Annotated in this window: 18 protein-coding genes, 2 tRNA genes and 1 pseudogene; 11 read left to right on the top strand and 10 right to left on the bottom strand. The window is 73.3% G+C overall.

All coding sequences use genetic code 11. The features are described 5' to 3' along the window. Window positions 1-13: 13 nt before the first annotated feature. Entirely contained in the window at window positions 14-643 is a 630-nt protein-coding gene (locus tag J3473_RS10760) for a MerR family transcriptional regulator (RefSeq protein WP_207023281.1), read from the top strand. 62 nt (window positions 644-705) lie between these two features. Here J3473_RS10760 and J3473_RS10765 read toward each other — a convergent pair. The 4 genes from J3473_RS10765 to gltX all read right to left on the bottom strand — a co-directional run bounded on the left by J3473_RS10765 (window position 706) and on the right by gltX (window position 3,339). Next, window positions 706-778 (bottom strand) — tRNA-Glu (locus J3473_RS10765). A 104-nt stretch (window positions 779-882) separates the two neighbouring features. Further along, window positions 883-957 (bottom strand) — tRNA-Gln (locus J3473_RS10770). Between the two features lie 97 nt (window positions 958-1,054). Further along, complete coding sequence (locus tag J3473_RS10775; RefSeq protein WP_207023284.1) at window positions 1,055-1,795, bottom strand: HAD family hydrolase; 741 nt, start codon at window positions 1,793-1,795, stop codon at window positions 1,055-1,057. Next, window positions 1,792-3,339: a glutamate--tRNA ligase gene (gltX, locus tag J3473_RS10780; RefSeq protein ID WP_207023286.1), complete on the bottom strand. Its 1,548-nt coding sequence runs from the start codon at window positions 3,337-3,339 to the stop codon at window positions 1,792-1,794. The genes J3473_RS10775 and gltX overlap by 4 nt, the downstream gene beginning before the upstream one ends. Before the next feature lie 68 nt (window positions 3,340-3,407). Here gltX and J3473_RS10785 point away from each other — a divergent pair, with 68 nt between their 5' ends. Further along, window positions 3,408-4,112, top strand: coding sequence for a DUF2306 domain-containing protein (locus J3473_RS10785; protein ID WP_207023288.1), 705 nt, complete (start codon window positions 3,408-3,410; stop codon window positions 4,110-4,112). A 167-nt stretch (window positions 4,113-4,279) separates the two neighbouring features. Next, window positions 4,280-4,444 (top strand): annotated as a pseudogene (locus tag J3473_RS19515) (DUF1905 domain-containing protein); the annotation flags it as partial. 18 nt (window positions 4,445-4,462) lie between these two features. On the opposite strand, the gene J3473_RS10795 reads toward J3473_RS19515, so the two are convergent. From J3473_RS10795 to J3473_RS10805, 3 genes are all read right to left on the bottom strand, one after another. Then, window positions 4,463-4,741 (bottom strand): hypothetical protein, encoded by a 279-nt coding sequence (locus tag J3473_RS10795; protein ID WP_207023289.1) that lies wholly within the window; start codon window positions 4,739-4,741, stop codon window positions 4,463-4,465. 85 nt (window positions 4,742-4,826) lie between these two features. Next, complete coding sequence (locus J3473_RS10800) at window positions 4,827-5,597, bottom strand: fumarylacetoacetate hydrolase family protein (protein WP_207023291.1); 771 nt, start codon at window positions 5,595-5,597, stop codon at window positions 4,827-4,829. A 29-nt stretch (window positions 5,598-5,626) separates the two neighbouring features. Next, entirely contained in the window at window positions 5,627-6,553 is a 927-nt protein-coding gene (locus tag J3473_RS10805; RefSeq protein WP_207023293.1) for an SGNH/GDSL hydrolase family protein, read from the bottom strand. 136 nt (window positions 6,554-6,689) lie between these two features. Between J3473_RS10805 and J3473_RS10810 the strand changes: the two genes are divergently transcribed. Next, window positions 6,690-7,601, top strand: a complete 912-nt coding sequence (locus tag J3473_RS10810) for a 3-methyladenine DNA glycosylase (RefSeq protein ID WP_207023295.1) — start codon at window positions 6,690-6,692, stop codon at window positions 7,599-7,601. On the opposite strand, the gene J3473_RS10815 is transcribed toward J3473_RS10810, so the two are convergent. Continuing rightward, window positions 7,554-8,930, bottom strand: coding sequence for an HNH endonuclease (locus J3473_RS10815; RefSeq protein ID WP_207023297.1), 1,377 nt, complete (start codon window positions 8,928-8,930; stop codon window positions 7,554-7,556). The two genes, J3473_RS10810 and J3473_RS10815, sit on opposite strands and share 48 nt — an antisense overlap. A 150-nt stretch (window positions 8,931-9,080) precedes the next feature. Here J3473_RS10815 and J3473_RS10820 point away from each other — a divergent pair, with 150 nt between their 5' ends. The 6 genes from J3473_RS10820 (at window position 9,081) to J3473_RS10845 (ending at window position 15,287) form a co-directional block, all read left to right on the top strand. Continuing rightward, window positions 9,081-9,500, top strand: coding sequence for a hypothetical protein (locus J3473_RS10820; protein WP_207023298.1), 420 nt, complete (start codon window positions 9,081-9,083; stop codon window positions 9,498-9,500). A gap of 106 nt (window positions 9,501-9,606) precedes the next feature. Next, window positions 9,607-10,917: an MFS transporter gene (locus J3473_RS10825; RefSeq protein WP_207023301.1), complete on the top strand. Its 1,311-nt coding sequence runs from the start codon at window positions 9,607-9,609 to the stop codon at window positions 10,915-10,917. Between the two features lie 128 nt (window positions 10,918-11,045). After that, window positions 11,046-12,299 carry an ABC transporter substrate-binding protein gene (locus tag J3473_RS10830; RefSeq protein WP_207023303.1) on the top strand — a complete coding sequence of 418 codons (1,254 nt, stop codon included), beginning with the start codon at window positions 11,046-11,048 and terminating at the stop codon, window positions 12,297-12,299. Further along, a complete protein-coding gene (locus J3473_RS10835; protein WP_030527908.1) occupies window positions 12,296-13,234 on the top strand; it encodes a carbohydrate ABC transporter permease in 939 nt (312 codons plus the stop codon). Before J3473_RS10830 ends, J3473_RS10835 begins: the two co-directional genes overlap by 4 nt. Further along, the gene (locus tag J3473_RS10840; RefSeq protein WP_207023305.1) at window positions 13,231-14,070 is read left to right on the top strand and encodes a carbohydrate ABC transporter permease; all 840 of its coding nucleotides are present in this window, start codon (window positions 13,231-13,233) and stop codon (window positions 14,068-14,070) included. The genes J3473_RS10835 and J3473_RS10840 overlap by 4 nt, the downstream gene beginning before the upstream one ends. 32 nt (window positions 14,071-14,102) lie before the next feature. Next, window positions 14,103-15,287, top strand: coding sequence for an ABC transporter ATP-binding protein (locus tag J3473_RS10845; protein WP_207023307.1), 1,185 nt, complete (start codon window positions 14,103-14,105; stop codon window positions 15,285-15,287). Window positions 15,288-15,293: 6 nt separating this feature from the next. Here J3473_RS10845 and cimA read toward each other — a convergent pair whose 3' ends face one another. After that, the gene (cimA, locus tag J3473_RS10850; protein WP_207023309.1) at window positions 15,294-16,886 is read right to left on the bottom strand and encodes a citramalate synthase; all 1,593 of its coding nucleotides are present in this window, start codon (window positions 16,884-16,886) and stop codon (window positions 15,294-15,296) included. A 386-nt stretch (window positions 16,887-17,272) separates the two neighbouring features. Between cimA and J3473_RS10855 the strand changes: the two genes are divergently transcribed. Next, window positions 17,273-18,076, top strand: coding sequence for an LLM class flavin-dependent oxidoreductase (locus tag J3473_RS10855; protein ID WP_207023312.1), 804 nt, complete (start codon window positions 17,273-17,275; stop codon window positions 18,074-18,076). A 22-nt stretch (window positions 18,077-18,098) separates the two neighbouring features. Here J3473_RS10855 and J3473_RS10860 read toward each other — a convergent pair whose 3' ends face one another. After that, the gene (locus J3473_RS10860; RefSeq protein WP_242525816.1) at window positions 18,099-19,223 is read right to left on the bottom strand and encodes an MBL fold metallo-hydrolase; all 1,125 of its coding nucleotides are present in this window, start codon (window positions 19,221-19,223) and stop codon (window positions 18,099-18,101) included. Window positions 19,224-19,236 lie beyond the last annotated feature (13 nt).

The raw sequence follows: 19,236 nt of genomic DNA on the forward strand, positions 1-19,236 counted from the left end.
GGAAGGAGCGGGAGTGCGCATCTCGGAGCTGGCGGAGCGGACCGGCGTGCCGGTGCACACGCTGAAGTTCTACCTCCGGGAGGGCGTGCTGCCGCCGGGCCGGGCGACGAGCCGGACCTCGGCCGACTACGGTGACGAGCACGTCGAGCGGGTCCGGCTGGTCCGGGCGCTCGTCGAGCACGGCGGCGTCGGCCTCAGCGGTGTGCGCGCGATCGTCGGCGCCCTGGAGTCCCCTCCCCCGTCCCGTCACGACCTGCTCGGCGCGGCCGCGGCCGTCATCCCGACCCCTGCCGCCCGCGGCCCGGTCGACCCCGAGATCACGGGGCTGCTCGAGGAGCTCGGCTGGTGCACGTGGTCGGGCGCACCCGCCCTCACCGCGCTCGGCGACGCGGTGGCGGCGGCCCGGGCGGCCGGCGTCCCGTTGGACGCAGCGACCCTGCGGCGGTACGCCGCGGGGATGACCGTGGTCGCCGAGGCCGACGTCGACCTCGCCCTCGCGGCGCAGGACCCGGCCGAGGCGATGCGCACCGTCGTCGTCGGGACCGTGCTCGGCGATCCCGTGCTCGTCGCGCTGCGACGGCTCGCCCAGGAGGCGGTGAGCAGCCGGCGTCAGGCGGCGGCCGACGCGCGCGAGGACGCCTGAGACGCAACCCCGTCGACCCACGACGAAGGCCCGGTCCTGGTGGACCGGGCCTTCGCTCGATGTAGCCCCGACGGGATTCGAACCCGCGCTACCGCCTTGAGAGGGCGGCGTGCTAGGCCACTACACAACGGGGCCTCGGTGTCGTCCGGACCACCGCGAGGCGGGCCGGGCAACGAGGAGAAACCTTACCGAACGGGAGGGCTTTCTCCGAAATCGCCTCCGGCCGAAGCCGGGGGCGATGGCTGGGGTACCAGGACTCGAACCTAGAACGGATGAACCAGAATCACCAGTGTTGCCAATTACACCATACCCCATGGGGTATGCCGTCCGATGTCCCGCGAGCGGGCCGACCGAGCGGCGAACCGAGAGAGAACACTACCGGGCCTCCTCCCCCGACCCAAATCGCGGGGCTCACACCCCCCGCAGACCGGCGATCTCGCGCAGCGAACGCACCACCGGCACACCGTGCTGCGCGACGAGCAGCCGCTCCCGCTCCCCCGGCTCGCCGTCGCGGACGAGCCACGCCGCGGGCATCCCGGCACCGACGGCGCCGAGCGGGTCGGTGGTCAGCTCGTCGCCGACGTACCCGGTCCGGGACGGGTCGGCCCCGAGCCGCCGCGCGGCCTCGTGGAAGGCGCGGGCATCCGGCTTGCCGAAGCCGAGGGTGTCGCGGCTGCAGACGACGTCGAAGAGGTCCTCCAGCCCCGCGGCCATCAGCTTGGCCTGCGTGTAGTCACCCGCCGAGTTGGTGAGCACGCCCACCAGCACGCCCTGCTCCCGCAGCGCCCCGACCGCCGGCCGGACGTCGTCGAAGGCCTCGAGCGCGTCGAGGAAGGCCGGCTCGTAGGCCTCGTCGAACGGCGCCGACCACTCGCCGTCCGGCTGCCCGAGCCACACCGCGAGCTCGCCGAGGCGGGCCCGGCGCATCTGCGCGAAGTCGGTCTCGCCGCGCGTGTACGCGGCGAAGTGCCCCTGCGGGTCGTCACGGAAGCGCACCCCGGCCGCCGCGAGCCGCTCGGGGTCGGCATCCGGCCAGACGCGGGTCGCCGCCGCCGCGCCGGCCCGGTGCATCGCCGTGCGGGTGTCGTAGAGCGTGTCGTCGGCGTCGAGGAGGACGGCCTCGACGCCGAGGCCGTCCCACGCGGCGGTCACAGCGTCGCGCGCAGCGCCGCGAGGCGGGCGAGCGTCGAGTCCTTGCCGAGGATCTCCATCGACTCGAACAGCGGCGGGCTGACGCGCTGCCCCGAGACCGCCGTGCGCAGCGGCCCGAAGGCGAACTTCGGCTTGAGGCCGAGGCCCTCGACGAGCGCGGCCCGCAACGCGGCCTCGATCGCCTCGGCGCGCCAGGTGCGCTCGGCACCGAGCGGCCCGCCCCGCTCGTCCGGCAGGTCGGCCAGCGCGGCCGACGCGGCGTCGAGCGTCGCGGCGGCGTCGTCCTTGAGCTGGGCGCGCGCGTCGTCCGCGACGACGACGGCGTCGTCGGCGACGTAGAACGGCGCGACGAGCGCGGTCGCCTCGGTGAGGTGGGCGATGCGGGTCTGGACGAGCTCGGCGACGAGCTCCAGGCGCGCGAGCTCGGCGAGCGAGGGGTTCTCGCCGAGGACGCCGTCCCGCACGAGGTAGGGCAGGAGGCGGGAGGCGAAGTCGCCGAGCGCGAGCGAGCGGATGTGGACGCCGTTGAGCCAGTCGAGCTTCTTGAGGTCGAAGATCGGGCCGACGGGGTTGACGAGCGACCAGTCGAAGCGCTGCGCGAACTCCTCGAAGGTGAAGAACTCGACGTCGTTGCCCTCGGCGTCCTGGGCCGGCGGGTACGCGAGCAGGCCGAGGAAGTTGACGAGCGCCTCGGGCAGGTAGCCCTCCTCCTGGAACCACGTGAGGCGCGCCTCGGGGTTCTTGCGCTTGCTGATCTTGCTCTTGTTCTCGTTGCGCAGCAGGGGCATGTGCGCGAACCGCGGCGGCTCGAGCCCCAGGCGGCGGTAGAGCAGGACGTGCTTGGGGGTCGAGCTGACCCACTCCTCGCCACGCACGACGTGGGTGATGCCCATCTCGTGGTCGTCGACGACGACGGCGAGGTGGTAGGTCGGGAACCCGTCGGCCTTGAGGATGACCTGGTCGTCGGGGCGCGGGGCGGTCATCCGGCCGCGGATGAGGTCGTCGAACTCGAGCTCGACGTCGTCCGGCACGAGGAGTCGCACGACGGGCGTCTCGGAGAAGCCGGGCAGCGCGCGCCGCTCCTCCTCGCTCTTGCCGAGGCAGAGGCGGTCGTAGCCGGTCGGCTGCTTGAGGCGCTGCTGCTCCTCGCGCATCGCGGCGAGGCGCTCGGTCGAGCACCAGCAGAGGTAGGCGTGGCCGTCGGCGAGCAGCCGGTCGACGTAGGGGCGGTAGGTCGTCAGCCGCTCGCTCTGGCGGTACGGCGCGCACGGCCCGCCGACGTCCGGGCCCTCGTCCCACGTGAGGCCGAGCCAGCGCAGCGTGTCGAAGACCTGCTGCTCGGAGTCCTCGCGGAAGCGCGTCCGGTCGGTGTCCTCGATGCGCAGGAGGAACCGGCCCCCCTGCTGGCGCGCGAAGGCGAGGTTGAAGAGGGACATGTACGCCGTGCCGACGTGCGGGTCGCCCGTCGGGGACGGGGCGACGCGGAGGCGGACGGGACCGGGGAGGTCGCCGGCCGGCGGGGCTGCGGGGGTGTGCTCGCTCATGATGGGGCCAGCGTAGTGACGTCGCGCGGGGGGTGGCGCACGGGCGGCGACGGGCGCAGACTCGCGGCATGGCGGGGGCGACGGCGGAGCGACCGGCGCGACGGGTACGCCCCGTCGGCGTCGTCGTGGCCGTGCTCACGACCGTCGTGCTCGTCTTCTTCGCCCTGCGCCTCGTCACCGACGTGCCGCACCTGGTGGACGGCACCGTCCCGGACGACGACCTCGCCGAGCTCTACGTCGCGCACCCGTGGCTCGCCTACGGCCACATGGTGCCCGGCGTCCTCTACCTGCTCGGGGCCCCGCTCCAGCTGTCGGCGCGCGTCCGGGACCGCCACCTGCGCCTGCACCGCCGGCTCGGTCGCGTGCTGCTGGCGTGCGGCCTCGTCTCGGGCGTCCTCGCCGTGGTGCTCGGGTTCGTGTTCGCCTGGGGCGGAGGCGCCGAGACGAGCGCGACGCTCGTCTTCGGCGCGTGGTTCGTCCTCTGCCTGGTGCTCGCGCTGCGCGCCGTCCGCTCCGGGCGCATCGCCGACCACCGGCGCTGGATGGTGCGGGCGTTCGCCGTCGGGCTCGGCGTCGGGACCATCCGCCTGTGGGTGGGGCTGTTCACCGGCGTCCAGCTCGGGCTGCTCGGGATGGGCGGGACGACGATGCCGCTGCGGGCCACGTTCGGGGTGGCGTTCTGGCTCGGCCTCTCGATGCACGTCGTCGCCGGTGAGTGGTGGCTGCGTCGCCGACCGATGAGTCCGGCGACCCCCGGCGGTCGGTCCACGTGAGCCGGCAGGGAGCCGGCCGGGAGGAGCCCACCATGGACACCACGCACGACGCCACGCGACCGGGGCCGGTCGACCTGCGCTTCGACGGCGAGGTCGTCCGCAGCGACGCCCCGGGCGGCTGGTGCTACGTCGTCTGGCCGCGGTCCGCCTAGGTCTTCGGCACCCGCGGCCTCGTCAAGGTCACCGGCACGGTCGACGGGCGGGACATCCGCACGTCCTTCATGGCGCTCGGCGACGGCCGCCACAAGCTGCCGATGACGCAGGACCTGCTCCGCGCCCTCGGTAAGGACGTCGGGGACACCGTGTCCGTCCACCTCACCGAGCGGCGCTGACCCGGTCGGGCGGAGCGGTCAGGACTGGTCCGCGGGCCGGGCGTCGCCGACGTCGGGCGAGCCGGCGGTCTCGTCGTCCTTGACCTCGTCGATCTCGTCGACGACGCGCTCGCGCTCGGCGGGGTCCAGGGCGACGCCGGCCTCGTCGAGGCCGCGGTCCAGCTCGCCCTCGATGGTCTCGCGCTCGCCGCTGTACTCCCACGACGTCACCTCGTCGACGACGTTCTGGGCGGCCTCGGTCGCGGCCTCGTGGGTGGAGGCGTCGTCGGTGGTCTCGGGGCGGTCCTGCTCGGTCACGGGGTGCTCCTCGGGGGTCGGGACGTCGTCATCCCGACCATGCCCCGTGGCGCCCGGCGCGAAACGCGGCCGGGCGCACCGGTGCTCAGTGCCGGACGAACGGGTTGGCGAGGACCCCGATGCCCTCGACCTCGACCTCGACGCGCTGGCCGGCCTCGACCGGCCCGACGCCCGCCGGGGTCCCCGTGAGGATGACGTCGCCGGGCAGCAGGGTGAACGCCTTGGACGCGTACGAGACGAGCGCGGCGACGCCGTGCACCATGTCGCCTGTCGTGCCGTCCTGGACGACCTCGTCGTCGCGGCGCGTGACGACCGAGAGGGACGAGACGTCGAGGTCGGTCTCGATCCACGGCCCGAGCGGGCAGAAGGTGTCGAAGCCCTTGGCCCGCGCCCACTGGCCGTCGGAGCGCTGCAGGTCGCGCGCGGTGACGTCGTTGGCGCAGGTGTAGCCGAAGACGACCGAGAGCGCGTCCTCCGGCTCGAGGTCCTTGCACATCCGGCCGATGACGACCGCGAGCTCGCCCTCGTAGTGGACCTCGGTGCTCTGCGGCGGCAGGACGACGGGGTCGCCGGGGCCGACGACCGCGGTGTTGGGCACGAGGAACATCAGCGGCTCCTCGGGCACGTCCGTCCCCATCTCGGCCGCGTGGTCGGCGTAGTTCTTGCCGATGCCGATGACCTTGCTCCGCGGGATGACCGGGGCGAGCAGGCGCACGTCCTCGACGAGGTGCGTGGCGCCGGTCAGCTCGATCCGCTGGTAGAGGGGGTCGCCGGTGACCTCGGCGATCTTCTCGCCGGCCCCGTCGACCAGGCCGTAGACGGGGTCGTCCCCGGTGGTGAACCTCGCGATGCGCATGGCGCGAGCCTACCGACCGGGCCTGCGGGTCAGGAGACCCCGGCCTTGCGGGCGGCGTCCGCGACGACGCGGCCGACGACGGCGGCGCCCTCGTCGGTGAGGTGCACGTCGAAGGCGGTGCAGATGTAGGTGAGGGTGCAGACCTGCGCGACGTTGGTCGGGACCTCGCGGCCGTTGAAGGTCGTCGGCGACTCGTCGTCGAACGCGAAGGCGGCGTCGAGCCCGACGTAGCGCGCCCCGGCGGCCTTGGTCGCCTTCTCGATGGCGGCGTCGAGCCCGGAGTACGCGGTCTTCGCGGCGTCGAGCTGGGCCTCGCCCGTGCCGAGGTAGGAGGCCGCGAGCCACGGGTTGTAGTAGCCGAGGACGAGCACGGGGACGTCGGGGCCGGCCGCGGCGCGCAGCCGCTCGACGATCGTCGGCAGGTTCTTCGCGACGGTCTGCACGCCCTGCTCGGCGCAGGCCGCGTCGACCTGGAGGCGGGCCGCGCAGCGGAGCAGGTCGTTGCCGCCGATGTCGAGGGTCACCATCCGCACGTCGGAGCCGCGCTCCCGCAGGAAGGCCTCGGCCTGGGCCAGCTGGCTGCCCTCGGCGTAGTCGCAGCGGCCGCCCTCGAGGAGGGTGCCGGTGGTCTCGCCGCTGCAGGCGAGGTTCTCGACGCCGAGCTCCGTGCCGGCCTGCGACACCCGCGCTGCGGCGAGCGCGGGGTAGGCGGTGTCGCGCCGCTCGCTGCCCCCGGGCTGGTAGCCGGCGGCCAGGGAGTCGCCGAGGGCCAGGACCACGGGGCCGTCGGGGGCCGCCGTCGCGGACGCGGACGGCGACGGGGAGGCGGAGGGGGCGCTCGAGGCCGGCGCCGGGGCCGACGAGGCGGCGGGGTCCGGCTCGGAGCCGCCGATGGTGCAGCCGCCGACGAGGGCGAGCGCGGCGAGCGCGGCGGTGAGAAGCGCGGGGCGGCGCACGGGTGGACCTCCGGGTCGGTGGCTGGACGCTGGTGGGGCGCGGCGGTGGCCGCACCTCCATCCTCACCCGCGTCCAACGCCCGAGGGCTCCCGGGTGTGCCCGGGGCGTGCGCCCGTCGCGGCTACCGTGGTGCGGGTGACCGTCGTCCTGGCCCGCGAGGAGTGGCGTGGGCTCGAGCGGGCCCACGCCGAGCGGGTCGACGCCGCGACCGCCGGCCACCGCACCCGTCGCGCCGACGGGCGGGCGCACCCCGTCGAGGACTTCCTGTTCCGCTACTACAACCACTCCCCCGCGAAGCTGCGCCGATGGCACCCCGGCGCCGGCGTGCTGCTCGAGGGTGCGGCGTCCACCGAGCGGGCCGGGTGGCGGCACCACGAGGTCGTCGGCGACGGCGTCCGGCTGGACCTCGGGTCGTTCCTCGACGCGCGGGGTGGCACGGTCTCGTTCGTCCGAGAGCTGCTGACGGCCACGCTCTCGCGGCCCCCGCACCTTGGGTGCTTCGGGCTGCACGAGTGGGCGATGGTCCACCGGCTGCCGGCCGACGACGTCCGCCACACCGGGTGGCCGCTGCGCCTCGGCCCGCGGGGCACCGACGAGGTCGTCGAGCGGCACGCGGTGCGGTGCTCGCACTTCGACGCCTACCGCTTCTTCACCGCGTCGGCCGCCCCGCTCAACCAGCTGCGGCCGACGCGCGAGGGGCAGGTCGCGCACGAGCAGCCGGGGTGCCTGCACGCGGGGATGGACGTCTACAAGTGGGCGTTCAAGCTCGCGCCGCTCGTGCCGAGCGACCTCACGGCGGACGCCTTCGACCTCGCGCGCGACATCCGTGTCCTCGACATGCAGGCCTCGCCGTACGACCTGCTCGAGCTCGGGTACGAGCCGGTGCGCATCGAGACACCCGAGGGCAAGACCGAGTACCTGACGCGGCAGCGTGAGTTCACGGTCCGGTCGAACGCGTTGCGGCGCAGGCTCGTCGAGGTGCTCGAGCAGGGAGTGCGCTCAGGCGGCGTTCGCGAAGAGCCAGTCGATGCGTCGCTCGAGCGCTGAGCCGCCTCGTCCGTCGGCGCCCGGTGGTGGGTGCGGCTCGCTCCCCCATCCGAGCAGGGGCGGCGCGAGGGAGCGGTAGGAGTGCCCGGCCGGGGTGCGCGTGACCAGCTCGTGGGGTGAGCCACGCGTCACGGTGACGCACCAGCCGGGCGCCTCCTTGACGAGGTTGCAGCGCAGGCACTTCCCGTTCCCGTTCCATGCGCTGGTGGGCCCGCCGTCGTGGGCGGGGTGGGCGTGGTCGGCCTGGACGATCGGTGCGTCGCAGAACGGCGTCGTGCAGACGTCGTCGCGCAGCACGAGCATCCGGCGCAGCCCGCCGAGGAAGGTGCGGCGGCGGGAGTCCATCGCGAGGAGGTCCCGCCCGTCGGGCGTCGTGTAGAGCCGGCGGAGCCACACGGACGCGGGGCCGGCCCCTCGGACCCAGGCGCGGGCGACCGGCGCCGGTACCGAGCCGTGCCCCGGGAGGCGGGCGGGCTCGTCGAGCGGGCGGTCGGCGTCACCGGTGCCGAGGAGGGAGCGGTCGGTCATGACGAGCTGGACCTCGAGGGGCTGCACCTGCCCGTGCGTCCGCCCGGAGAGCAGGCGCAGGGCGGTGTCGGCGCTGACCGCCCCGACGCCCCGCCCGTCGGGCGCCTCGTCCTCGCACTGCCCGCCGACAACGCTCCGCGCCCGGCGCAGCAGGGCGGCGTGCGCGCCGACGATCTCGTGCAGGGGGCCGAGCACCGTCAGGTAGGCCATCCCGTCGGGAGCGGGGCGCACGCTCACCCGCCGGCTCCGCACCGCGGCCTCCATCCGGCGGACCACGGACGCGGCGTCCAGCTCTGCCGCCACCCGGGCGGCGGCCCGGCCGGCCGCGCGGGCGGAGAGCCGATGGAGGGCGTCGGCGATGCGGCGGTCGACCTCGGCCCGGTCCGCGCGGGTCAGCGTCGCGGTCTCGCGGGCGACCTCGACCGCGGCCCACTCGGTCGTCGTCCCGTCGGTGAGAGCCGCCATCAGACAGGGCATCTCGTGCACGAGCGCCCGCGCCAGGCCGACGAACCGGTCCCCGCGGCTCGGGGCCTCGCGGCGGGCGAGGGCGATCTCCGAGCCCACCGAGCGGGTCACGTCGTGCGGCGCCACCGCCTCGCGCGAGCGTCGGAGCGCGTCCGTCGCACGGGCCTGGCAGGCCGCCGCCGCGGCCTTGAGCCGCTCCAGCTCGGCGACCAACGCGACCCGCTCGTGGTCCGTCACGGCCCCGGCGTCGAGCGTGGCCAACGAGGCGCGCAGGGAGGCGACGACGTCCGCGGGCGCAACAGCACTTCGGCTGTCCTGCAGCGAGATCACGTCCATCGGCCGCCCCCTTTCCCTGTGCCCCACACTCTAGGAGAAGCCACCGACAACGCCCACCGACCTTCCGCGGCGAGGACCCCGGCGGCTACGTGGTCGGACCCGTGGCTCGAGCACCGGCCCGACCACGTAGCCGTCTGCCACCATCGTGAGGTGGCCGTCGGTCGTCCCCTCACCGCGCTCTCGGTGCTCTGCGCGTGCGCCGTCCTCGTCGGGTGCGACTCCGGCTCCGGTCAGGTGCTGGACGTCAGCGGCACGCCGGTGCTCGTCGGGGAACGGACCGACTCCGGGGGCGACGCCCTGCTCTCGGGGCCCCTCACGGACGTCGGCGGGTGCCTGGGCGTCGGCGACATGGTCGTCGTCTGGCCCGCCGGCACGTCGGTGACCACCGACGGCCCGGCGACGGTCGACGTGCCCGGCCGGCCGTCGGCCGCGCTCGGCGACCCGGTGGACGTCGGCGGCGGAGTCGCGCTCGAACCGGGCGAGCGGCGTTCCAACCACGAGGTGGCCGGCGTCGTCGTCCCCGCGGCCTGCGCCGAGAAGGGTGTGTGGGTGGCGGCTTCCGCCTCGTGACGACGCCCCCCGAGCCGACGACCGCTGTCGTCCGCATCGCGGACCGCGTGGAGCTCACCCGCTCCCGAACCGCCATCGACCGCGTCGCGGTGCGAGGGTCGAGGTCATGGCCAGCACCGACCACCACGTCAGCACACCGCGCGACCGCACCTGGGAGGCGTCGCCCGAGGCCGTCACGAAGGCGCGCAAGGCCGTCGTCGCGTCCTCGATCGGCAACGCCCTCGAGTGGTTCGACATCATCGTCTACTCGAGCTTCGCGGTCGTCATCAGCGAGCTGTTCTTCCCCGAGGTCTCCGGCTTCGCCGCGCTGATGCTCACCTTCCTCACCTTCGCCGTCTCCTACCTCATCCGCCCGCTCGGCGCCGCGGTCATCGGCAGCTGGGCCGACCGTCACGGCCGCAAGCGCGCCCTGTCGATGACCATCCTCACGATGATGGTGGGCACGGGCCTCATGGCCGTGGCCCCGACCGCAGCCGTTGTCGGACCGGTCGCGGCCGGCCTCTGGCTGCTCGCCTCCCGTCTCGTGCAAGGGTTCTCGGCCGGCGGTGAGTTCGGCACCGCGACGACCTTCCTCGTCGAGTCGGCCCCCGACCGGCGCGCCTTCTACGGCAGCTGGCAGGTGGCGACCCAGGGCGCGGCGATGTTCCTCGCCTCCGCGTTCGGCTTCGGGCTCACCACCTTCCTGTCCCGCGAGGCCCTCTACACGTGGGGCTGGCGCGTCCCGTTCTTCGTCGGGATGCTCATCGGCCCGGTCGGCTGGTACATCCGCCGCAAGATGGACGAGACCGCCGACTTCGAGCACGCCGAGAAGCTCGACTCCCCGCTGGGCTCCACGGTCAGCACGCACCTCGGCCGCCTGCTCGCGGCCGCCGGCGCCGTCGCGCTCGCGTCGATCTCGGTCTACCTCATCCTCTACATGCCGACCTTCGCCGTGAAGAGCCTCGACCTGCCGGGCTACGCGGGCTTCCTCGGCGGGATGATCGCCGGCGTCGTCACCCTCGTCGGCACCCCCTTCGTCGGCCGGCTCGCCGACCGCGTCGGCCCGGCCCGCGTCATGACCGTCGCCGCCGTCGCGGGTCTCGTCGTCGCGTGGCCCCTCTTCCAGCTGCTCGTCGCGGTGCCGACCGTCGCCGTCCTCACCGTCGTCCAGGTCGTGTTCGGCGCGGTCATGGCCTCGTACTTCGGCCCCCTGCCGGGTCTGTACCACGACCTCTTCCCGACCAACGTGCGCACGACCGGCATGGCCGTCGGCTACAACCTCGGCGTCCTCGTCTTCGGCGGCTTCGCGGGCGCGATCTTCACGTTCCTCATCGACCGCACGGGCAGCCTCTCGGCCCCCGCGTTCTACTTCATGGCGGTGGCAGCGCTGTCACTCGTGACGATCACCGTGTGCCGCAAGCGCTTCCATCTGGCGTGAGAGGTCACGGCCCGGACACGGACCGCTCCCACCTGTTGCCCTGAGGCCCACCTGCACCTAGGGTCGCTCCACCGGCTGTGACCCAGGTCACCGTCGGGCACGGCACCCAACGGAGGGAGAGCGGGCCGATGCAACTGCGACGACTCACGGGCCTGGGGGTGGTCGCGGCCTCGGTGGCGGCGCTCGCGGCCTGCAGCGACGGGGACGGCGGCACGCCCGTCATCAACGTCTACGGCAGCACCTCCGACGCGGGATGGACCAAGATCCTCGACGCCTGCAACGCCGCCGCCCAGGGCCGCTACACGATCCGTCCCAACCTCATCCCGAGCGACGCCGACAGCCAGCGCGAGCAGTTCGTCCGCCGGCTCGCGGCCCGCGACGAGGGCATGGACGTCCTCGGGATGGACGTCACGTGGACGGCGGAGTTCGCGGAGGCCGGGTGGATCCGCGAGCTGACCGGCGAGCAGGCGCAGGCCGCCACGGACGGCGTGCTCCAGCAGCCGATCGACACCGCGACGTGGAAGGACAAGCTCTACGGCATCCCGCGGACGACCAACGTCCAGCTCCTCTGGTACCGCAAGTCGCTCGTGCCCGACGCGCCGACGACGTGGCAGCAGGTCGTCGACCGGGCCCAGCAGCTGAAGTCCGAGAACAAGCCGTACGTCATCGGCCTGACCGCCGCGCAGTACGAGGGCTACGTGGTCGGCTTCAACACGATCCTCTCCTCGCTCGGCGGCACGCTCGTCAACGAGGACAGCACGAAGCCGACCGTCGACGAGCGCACGGTCGAGGCGCTCGGGATCCTCAAGAGCCTCGCGACCGACGGGCTGGCGAGCGCCTCCCTCTCCAACAGCCAGGAGCCGGAGGTCTTCGCCCAGATGCAGAACGGCCAGGCGGCCTTCGCCATCAACTGGCCGTACATGCTCTCGGCGATGCGCGAGGCCAACCCCGAGGTCGCCGACGACCTCGGCTGGACCAAGCTCCCGCAGTTCAAGGAGGGCGAGCCCGCCCGCGCCACGCTCGGCGGGATGAACTACGCGATCAGCACCTACAGCACGCACCCCGACCTCGCCTTCGACGCCGCGATGTGCCTGCGCAACCCCGAGGCCGAGCTCAACGGCGCCCTCGACGCCGGCAACGTCCCGGTCCTCGAGGAGGTCTTCGACGACCCCGAGTTCCAGGAGGCCTACCCGATGTACGAGGACATCCTCGCCGAGCTCGAGACCGCCGTCCCGCGGCCCAAGACGCCTCTCTACCAGAACATCTCGACGATCGTGTCGTCGACGCTGTCGCCACCGTCGCAGATCGACCCACAACGCACGGCCGACACCCTGCGCACCGAGATCCAGGACGCCATCGACGGCAAGGGGATCCTCCCGTGAGCACCCAGACGCCGCCGGCGGTCGCCGCTCCCGAGCCCGACGAGGGCCTCGTCATCGCCCGCAAGCGCGCCAGCGAGGGCCGTCGCGCCGAGCAGCGCCTGGGGCTCATGCTCTGCGCCCCGGCCGTGCTCGTCATGCTCGCGGTCGCGGCCTACCCCATCGCCTACGCGATCTACCTGTCGTTCTTCAAGGCCGACCTGCGCAAGCCGGACGCCAACGAGTTCGTCGGCCTCTCGAACTACGTGACCGTGCTGACGAGCCCGATCTGGTGGCAGTCCTTCGGCATCACGATGTTCATCACCGTCATCGGCGCCGCCGCCGAGCTCGTGCTCGGGATGCTGCTCGCGCTCGTCATGCACCGCACCCTCGTCGGCCGCGGGCTCGTGCGCACCTCGGCCCTCGTGCCGTACGCCATCGTCACCGTCGTCGCCGCGTTCTCGTGGCGCTTCGCGTGGACCCAGGGCATCGGGTGGCTGGCCGGCGACTCCGCGCCACTGACGGACCGGTGGCCCTCGATCTGGATCATCATCCTCGCCGAGGTCTGGAAGACGGTGCCCTTCATGGCGCTGCTCCTCATGGCCGGCCTGGCGCTCGTCCCCGAGGACCTCCTCAAGGCCGCCTCGATGGACGGAGCCAGTGCGTGGCAACGGTTCTGGCGCGTCACGGTCCCGCTCATCAAGCCGTCGATCCTCGTCGCGCTGCTCTTCCGCACGCTCGACGCCTTCCGCGTCTTCGACAACATCTTCGTGCTGACCGGGGGCAGCAACGACACCTCGTCGGTGTCGATGGTGGCCTACAACAACCTGATCCGCGGCCTCAACCTCGGCATCGGGTCGACGATGGCGGTGCTCATCTTCATCACCACCGCGATCATCGCCTTCCTGTTCGTCAAGCTGTTCGGGGCCGCGGCCCCGGGAGGGAGCGGGTCCCGATGACTGCAGTCCCCATCACCCCCCAGCGACGCATCGGCTGGAGCGTCGCCAACGCGATCGTCCTCGTCTACGCCTTCGTCCCGATCATCTGGATCATCTCGCTCTCGCTCAAGGGCGACGACACCCTCAACGACGGCAACTTCCTGCCGCTCAACCCGGACACCACCGCCTACAGCGACATCTTCCGGAACAGCGACTTCATCCGGGCACTGGTCAACTCGATCGGCATCTGCCTCATCGCCACCGGCGTCGCCCTGACGCTCGCGACGATGGCCGCCTACGCCATCGCCCGGCTCGAGTTCCCCGGCAAGCGGGCGATCGTCGCGACGTCGCTCCTCATCTCGATGTTCCCCCAGATCGCCCTCGTGACACCGCTGTTCAAGATCGAGACGGCGATCGGCATCTTCGACACCTGGCCCGGGCTCATCCTCCCGTACATCACCTTCGCCCTGCCTCTGGGCATCTACACCCTGTCGGCGTTCTTCCGCGAGATCCCCTGGGAGCTCGAGAAGGCCGCCCAGATGGACGGCGCCACCCCCTACCAGGCGTTCCGCCGGGTCATCGCCCCGCTCGCCCTCCCGGGCGTCTTCACGACGGCGATCCTCGTCTTCATCGCCTGCTGGAACGACTTCCTCTTCGCGATCTCGCTCACCTCGACCAACTCGGCGCGCACCGTGCCCGCCGCGATGTCGTACTTCACCGGCGCGACGACGTTCGAGAAGCCGACCGCGGCCATCGCGGCCGCCGCCGTCGTCATCACCATCCCGATCGTCCTGTTCGTCCTGTTCTTCCAGCGGCGGATCGTCGCCGGCCTCACCTCGGGAGCGGTCAAGGGCTGACGCCCGCGACCCGGACCACGAAGGAGCACCCCATGGCAGAGATCGTCCTCGACCACGTCGTCAAGCGGTACCCGGACGGCGCGCTCGCCGTCGACGACCTCAACCTCGAGATCCGCGACGGGGAGTTCATCATCCTCGTCGGGCCCTCGGGCTGCGGGAAGTCCACGACCCTCAACATGATCGCCGGGCTGGAGGACATCACCCAGGGCGAGCTGCGGATCGACGGCCAGGTCGTCAACGACAAGGCGCCCAAGGACCGCGACATCGCGATGGTCTTCCAGTCCTACGCGCTCTACCCGCACATGACCGTCGCCGAGAACATGGCCTTCCCGCTCGTCCTCGCGAAGGTCGACCAGAAGACGATCGACCAGAAGGTCGGCGAGGCCGCCGAGATGCTCGAGCTGACCAACCACCTCGACCGCAAGCCGGCCAACCTCTCCGGCGGGCAGCGCCAGCGCGTCGCGATGGGCCGCGCGATCGTCCGCAGCCCCAAGGCCTTCCTCATGGACGAGCCGCTGTCCAACCTCGACGCCAAGCTCCGGGTCCAGATGCGCACGCAGGTCTCGCGCATCCAGAAGGCCCTCGGCACGACGACCGTCTACGTCACCCACGACCAGACCGAGGCGATGACCCTCGGCGACCGCGTCGTCGTCATGCGCGGCGGCATCGTCCAGCAGGTCGGCTCCCCCACCGAGCTCTACGAGCACCCGACCAACCTCTTCGTCGGCGGCTTCATCGGCAGCCCGTCGATGAACTTCCTCCCGGCGACGATCGAGGGTGACCGGCTGCAGACCGGCCTGGGCGAGCTGACCGTCCCGGACGCCGTCCGCCGCGCCGTGCAGGAGTCGACCAGCAAGCAGGTGCTCATCGGGTTGCGGCCCGAGCACTTCGAGGACGCCTCCCTCGTCGGCGACAAGCCGGGCGCCACCGTCACGGTGCCGGTCGACCTCGTCGAGTCGATGGGCTCGGACGTCTACGCCTACTTCACCGTCCAGGGCGAGCAGGTCACCTCCGGCGACCTCGAGGACCTCGCGAAGGACACCGGCCAGGACATGGTCGGCGAGGGCACGACGGTCACGGCGCGGCTCGACGCCGCGGCGCGCGTCCGGGCCGGGCAGCAGGCCGAGCTGTGGGTCGACACCTCGAAGATGCACGTCTTCGACGTCGGCAGCGGTCGGAACCTCACCGCCGGCGTCGGCGAGCACGCCGACGCCTGACGCGCGTCAGCGGGGCGGCACCTGCGCGCGGACCAGCCCGTAGGTGACCGACTCGACGAGCGCGTCCCAGCTCGCCTCGAGGATGTTCGCCGCGACCCCGATCGTCGTCCACGACGTCGTGCCGTCGGAGGTCTCGATGAGCACGCGCGTCACGGCGTCGGTGCCGTGGGCGGCGTCGAGGATGCGCACCTTGTAGTCGATGAGCTCGAGGCCGGCGAGCTCCGGGTAGGTGGTGGCGAGCGCGGCCCGCAGCGCGTGGTCGAGCGCGTTGACCGGCCCGTTGCCCTCGCCGGTCTCGACGTGCCGCTCCCCCGCCGCGCGCACCTTGACGGTGGCCTCGGACAGCGCGTCCTCGTCGCCCCGCGCGTCGGTGATGACCCGCCACGACTCGGTCTCGAAGAACGCGGGCAGGCCGCCGTCGAGCTCGCGGCGCAGCAGCAGCTCGAAGCTGGCGTCGGCGGCGTCGAAGGTGTACCCGCGAAGCTCCTTCTCCTTGACGGCGGCGAGCACCCGGCGCAGCGTCGCGGCGTCCGCCTCGTCGGAGGCGTCGAGGTCGAAGCCGAGCTCGCGGGACTTCAGCTCGATGGACGCGCGCCCGGCCATGTCGGAGACCAGCATCCGCATGTCGTTGCCGACGTGCTTGGGGTCGAGGTGCTGGTAGAGGTCGGGGTCGACCTTGATGGCGCTCGCGTGCAGGCCGGCCTTGTGCGCGAACGCGCTCGAGCCGACGTACGGCTGTCGCGAGTACGCCGGCACGTTGGTCACCTCGGCGATGGCGTGCGCGATCCGGGTCGCCTCCTGGAGGCGGTGCGGCTCGAGGAGCGCGCGACCCTGCTTGAGCTGGAGGTTGGCGACGACGGTGAGCAGGTCGGCGTTGCCGGTGCGCTCCCCGTAGCCGTTGACCGTGCCCTGCACGTGCGTGGCGCCGGCGTCGACGGCGGCCATCGAGTTGGCGACGGCGCAGCCGGTGTCGTTGTGGCAGTGGATGCCCACGCGCGCGCCGGTCGAGCGGACGACGTCGTCGACGATGCCGCCGACCTCGCCGGGCAGCAGCCCGCCGTTGGTGTCGCAGAGGGCCGCGACCTCCGCGCCGGACTCCATCGCGGCCCGGACGACCTCGAGGGCGTAGTCGCGGTCGGTGCGGTAGCCGTCGAAGAAGTGCTCGGCGTCGAGGAAGACCCGGCGGCCCTCCCCGACGAGGAAGGAGACGGTGTCGCGGACCATCTCGAGGTTCTCGGCGAGCGTCGTGCGCAGTGCGCGCTCGACGTGGCCGGTGTGCGACTTGGCGACGAGCGTGACGACCTGCGCCCGGCTGTCGAGGAGCGCGCGCACCAGCGGGTCGGTGTCGGCACGGCCGCCGGCCCGGCGCGTGGCCCCGAACGCGGCGAGGGTGGCGTTGCGCAGCCGCAGGTCGCGTGCGGCCCGGGCGAAGAACTCGGTGTCCTTGGGGTTGGCCCCCGGCCAGCCGCCCTCGATGTAGCCGACCCCGAGCTCGTCGAGGTGCGCCGCGATCGCCATCTTGTCGGCGACGGAGAGGTTGAGCCCCTCCTGCTGCGCCCCGTCACGCAGGGTCGTGTCGTACACGTGCAGGTCGGTCATCGGATCCATCCGCGAGTCAGGCCGGTCTCCCGGCGCCCGTGCCCCGGCCCGTGCGGGCCGGGGCGTCGACGCGTGGTGCTTCGTGCTCCATCATCGCCTCGCCGGTGCCCGGTCGCCCGCGGGGGTGGGCGGTCGACCGTCTCCGTCGGTCCGGCCGCACCCTCCCGGGTGACGTCCCTCCCAACGAAAAGACCTCCCGGGGTGCGGGAGGTCTGCGCGACGAGGAAGTGCTCTCGTCGCGCTACACGATGATGATCGCGGTGGTGGCCGCGTCACGGAACGTCACGGGCCCAGCGTGGCACGGGGCCGGACCGGCGGCCAGCACCCGTCCACATCGTGGCGGTGCCGGACGGCTCGATGTCACCGGGTCCTCGTACGGTGGCGGGATGAGGTACGGGCTCGAGCTCCCCTGCGGAGGCGACGACGTCCCGGCCGACCTGCTGGTCGAGCTGGGTGTCGAGGCCGAGCGCGCCGGCTGGGACGGCGTCTTCCTGGAGGACTACCTGGAGTACTACCGCGGTGAGGACCCCTCGACCTCCGACCCCTGGCTGGTCCTCGCCCTCGTGGCGGGACGGACGCAGAAGGTCACGCTGGGGACGACGGTCACCGGGCTGCTCGCGCGGGACCCCGTCGGGCTCGCCCGGGGGGCCATGACCCTGCAGGCCCTCTCCGGCGGCCGCGTGGTGCTCGGGGTGGGTGCCGGCGACCCGGGCGACCGTGGCGCAGCGCTGAACCCGTTGTGGGACACCACCCGCGCCCGCGGGCCCCAGGTGGACGAGCGTCTCGACCTGCTGCTCGGACGGCTGTCGGGGCGGGTGCCCGTCTGGGTGGGCGGCAGCACCGAGGCCGGGGCGGCGGCCCGGCGGGCGGCCCGCGCCGACGGTGTCGTGCCCTACAAGCTCGCCGACACCGGGCGGTGGAGCGACCACACGACCGAGGACGTGCTCCGGCTGCGCGAGGCGGTGGCGCGCCACCGCCGGGAGGCCGGCCGGGCGGACGCACCCCTCGACGTCGCCATCGGTGGACGGCGTCGGCTGTCCTCGGTGGAGGCCGAGCGCGCCGCCGTCGACGCCGCGGCCCGGGGCGGCGCCACGTGGTGGCTGGAGTTCGTCCACCCGGGCCCGGCGGAGGAGATGCTGGGCGCGGTCCGTCGCGGCCCGGTGCGGGCCACGGGCCGGGGTCCGGGCTGACCGTCCGGGGCCGGAGCGGTGCTCAGGCTCGCACGGGGAGGCCGGCCGCCGCCTCCCACCACGAGTCGAGGCCGGGCGGGTCCGCCACGTCGACCCGGTCGCCGACGCGCGGGACGGCGACCTGGACGCCCTCGGTCGCCGCGGCGACGAGCAGGCGCTCGACCGGCTCGGCCCACGGGTGCGGGGCGAGCACGAACGTGCACCAGTGGATCGGCAGCAGCAGGCCGCCGCCGAGCTCGACGGTCGCGCGGACGGCCTCCTCGGGGTCGAGGTGGATGTCGCGCCACGCGGCGTCATAGGCACCGACGGCCATGAGCGAGACGTCGAACGGGCCGTGCTCGGCCCCGATCCCGGCATACCCGTCGAAGTACCCGGTGTCGCCGCTGAAGAACACGCGCCCGCCGGGGCCGGCGAACACCCACGAGGCCCAGAGCGTCCCGTCGCGGCGCAGGCCGCGACCCGAGAAGTGCTGCGACTCGACCGCGGTCACCCGCACGCCGCGGACGTCGTGTCCCTCACCCCAGTCGCACTCGACGACCCGCGCCCCGGGCACGCCCCAGACGTCGAGGTGCGCGCCGATGCCGAGCGGCACGACGAAGACGGCGTCCGTGCCGGCGGCGAGCGCCTGGATGCTCGCCATGTCGAGGTGGTCGTAGTGGTCGTGCGAGATGACGACGGCGTCGATGCGCCCGAGCGCCTCGAGCGGCACGGGGGTCGCGTGGAGGCGTCGGGGGCCGACGTGCTGGCTCGGCGAGCAGCGCTCGCTCCACACCGGGTCGAGCAGGAGGCGGACGCCGTCGAGCTCGACGAGGGCGCTCGCGTGACCGAACCACGTGACGTGCAGGCCCTCGGTCGCGGGCTCGCGGTGCGCGCTGACGACGGGGATGGGCCCCGCAGGCCGGCGCGTCTCGGCGTTGGCCCGGTAGCGCTCGAGCACGTCGCGCTGGCTCGTCGGCATCGACGCCGTCCCGCGGCGGCGGTTGTGGAAGGCGCCCGCGCGGTAGTGCGGCGAGCGCCGCATCCGCTCGAGGCGGACCCCGTCCGGTCGTGCCCCCATGGCGGCACCCACGCCGCGCCCGGCGGCGGCGAGGGCCCCGAGGGCGCTCGCGGCGCCGGCGGCGACGGCCAGTCTGTTGAGTCGGCTCACCGGCCCATTGTCA

It is taken from the genome of Phycicoccus sp. DTK01 (assembly GCF_017312765.1).
GTDB lineage: Bacteria > Actinomycetota > Actinomycetes > Actinomycetales > Dermatophilaceae > Phycicoccus > Phycicoccus jejuensis.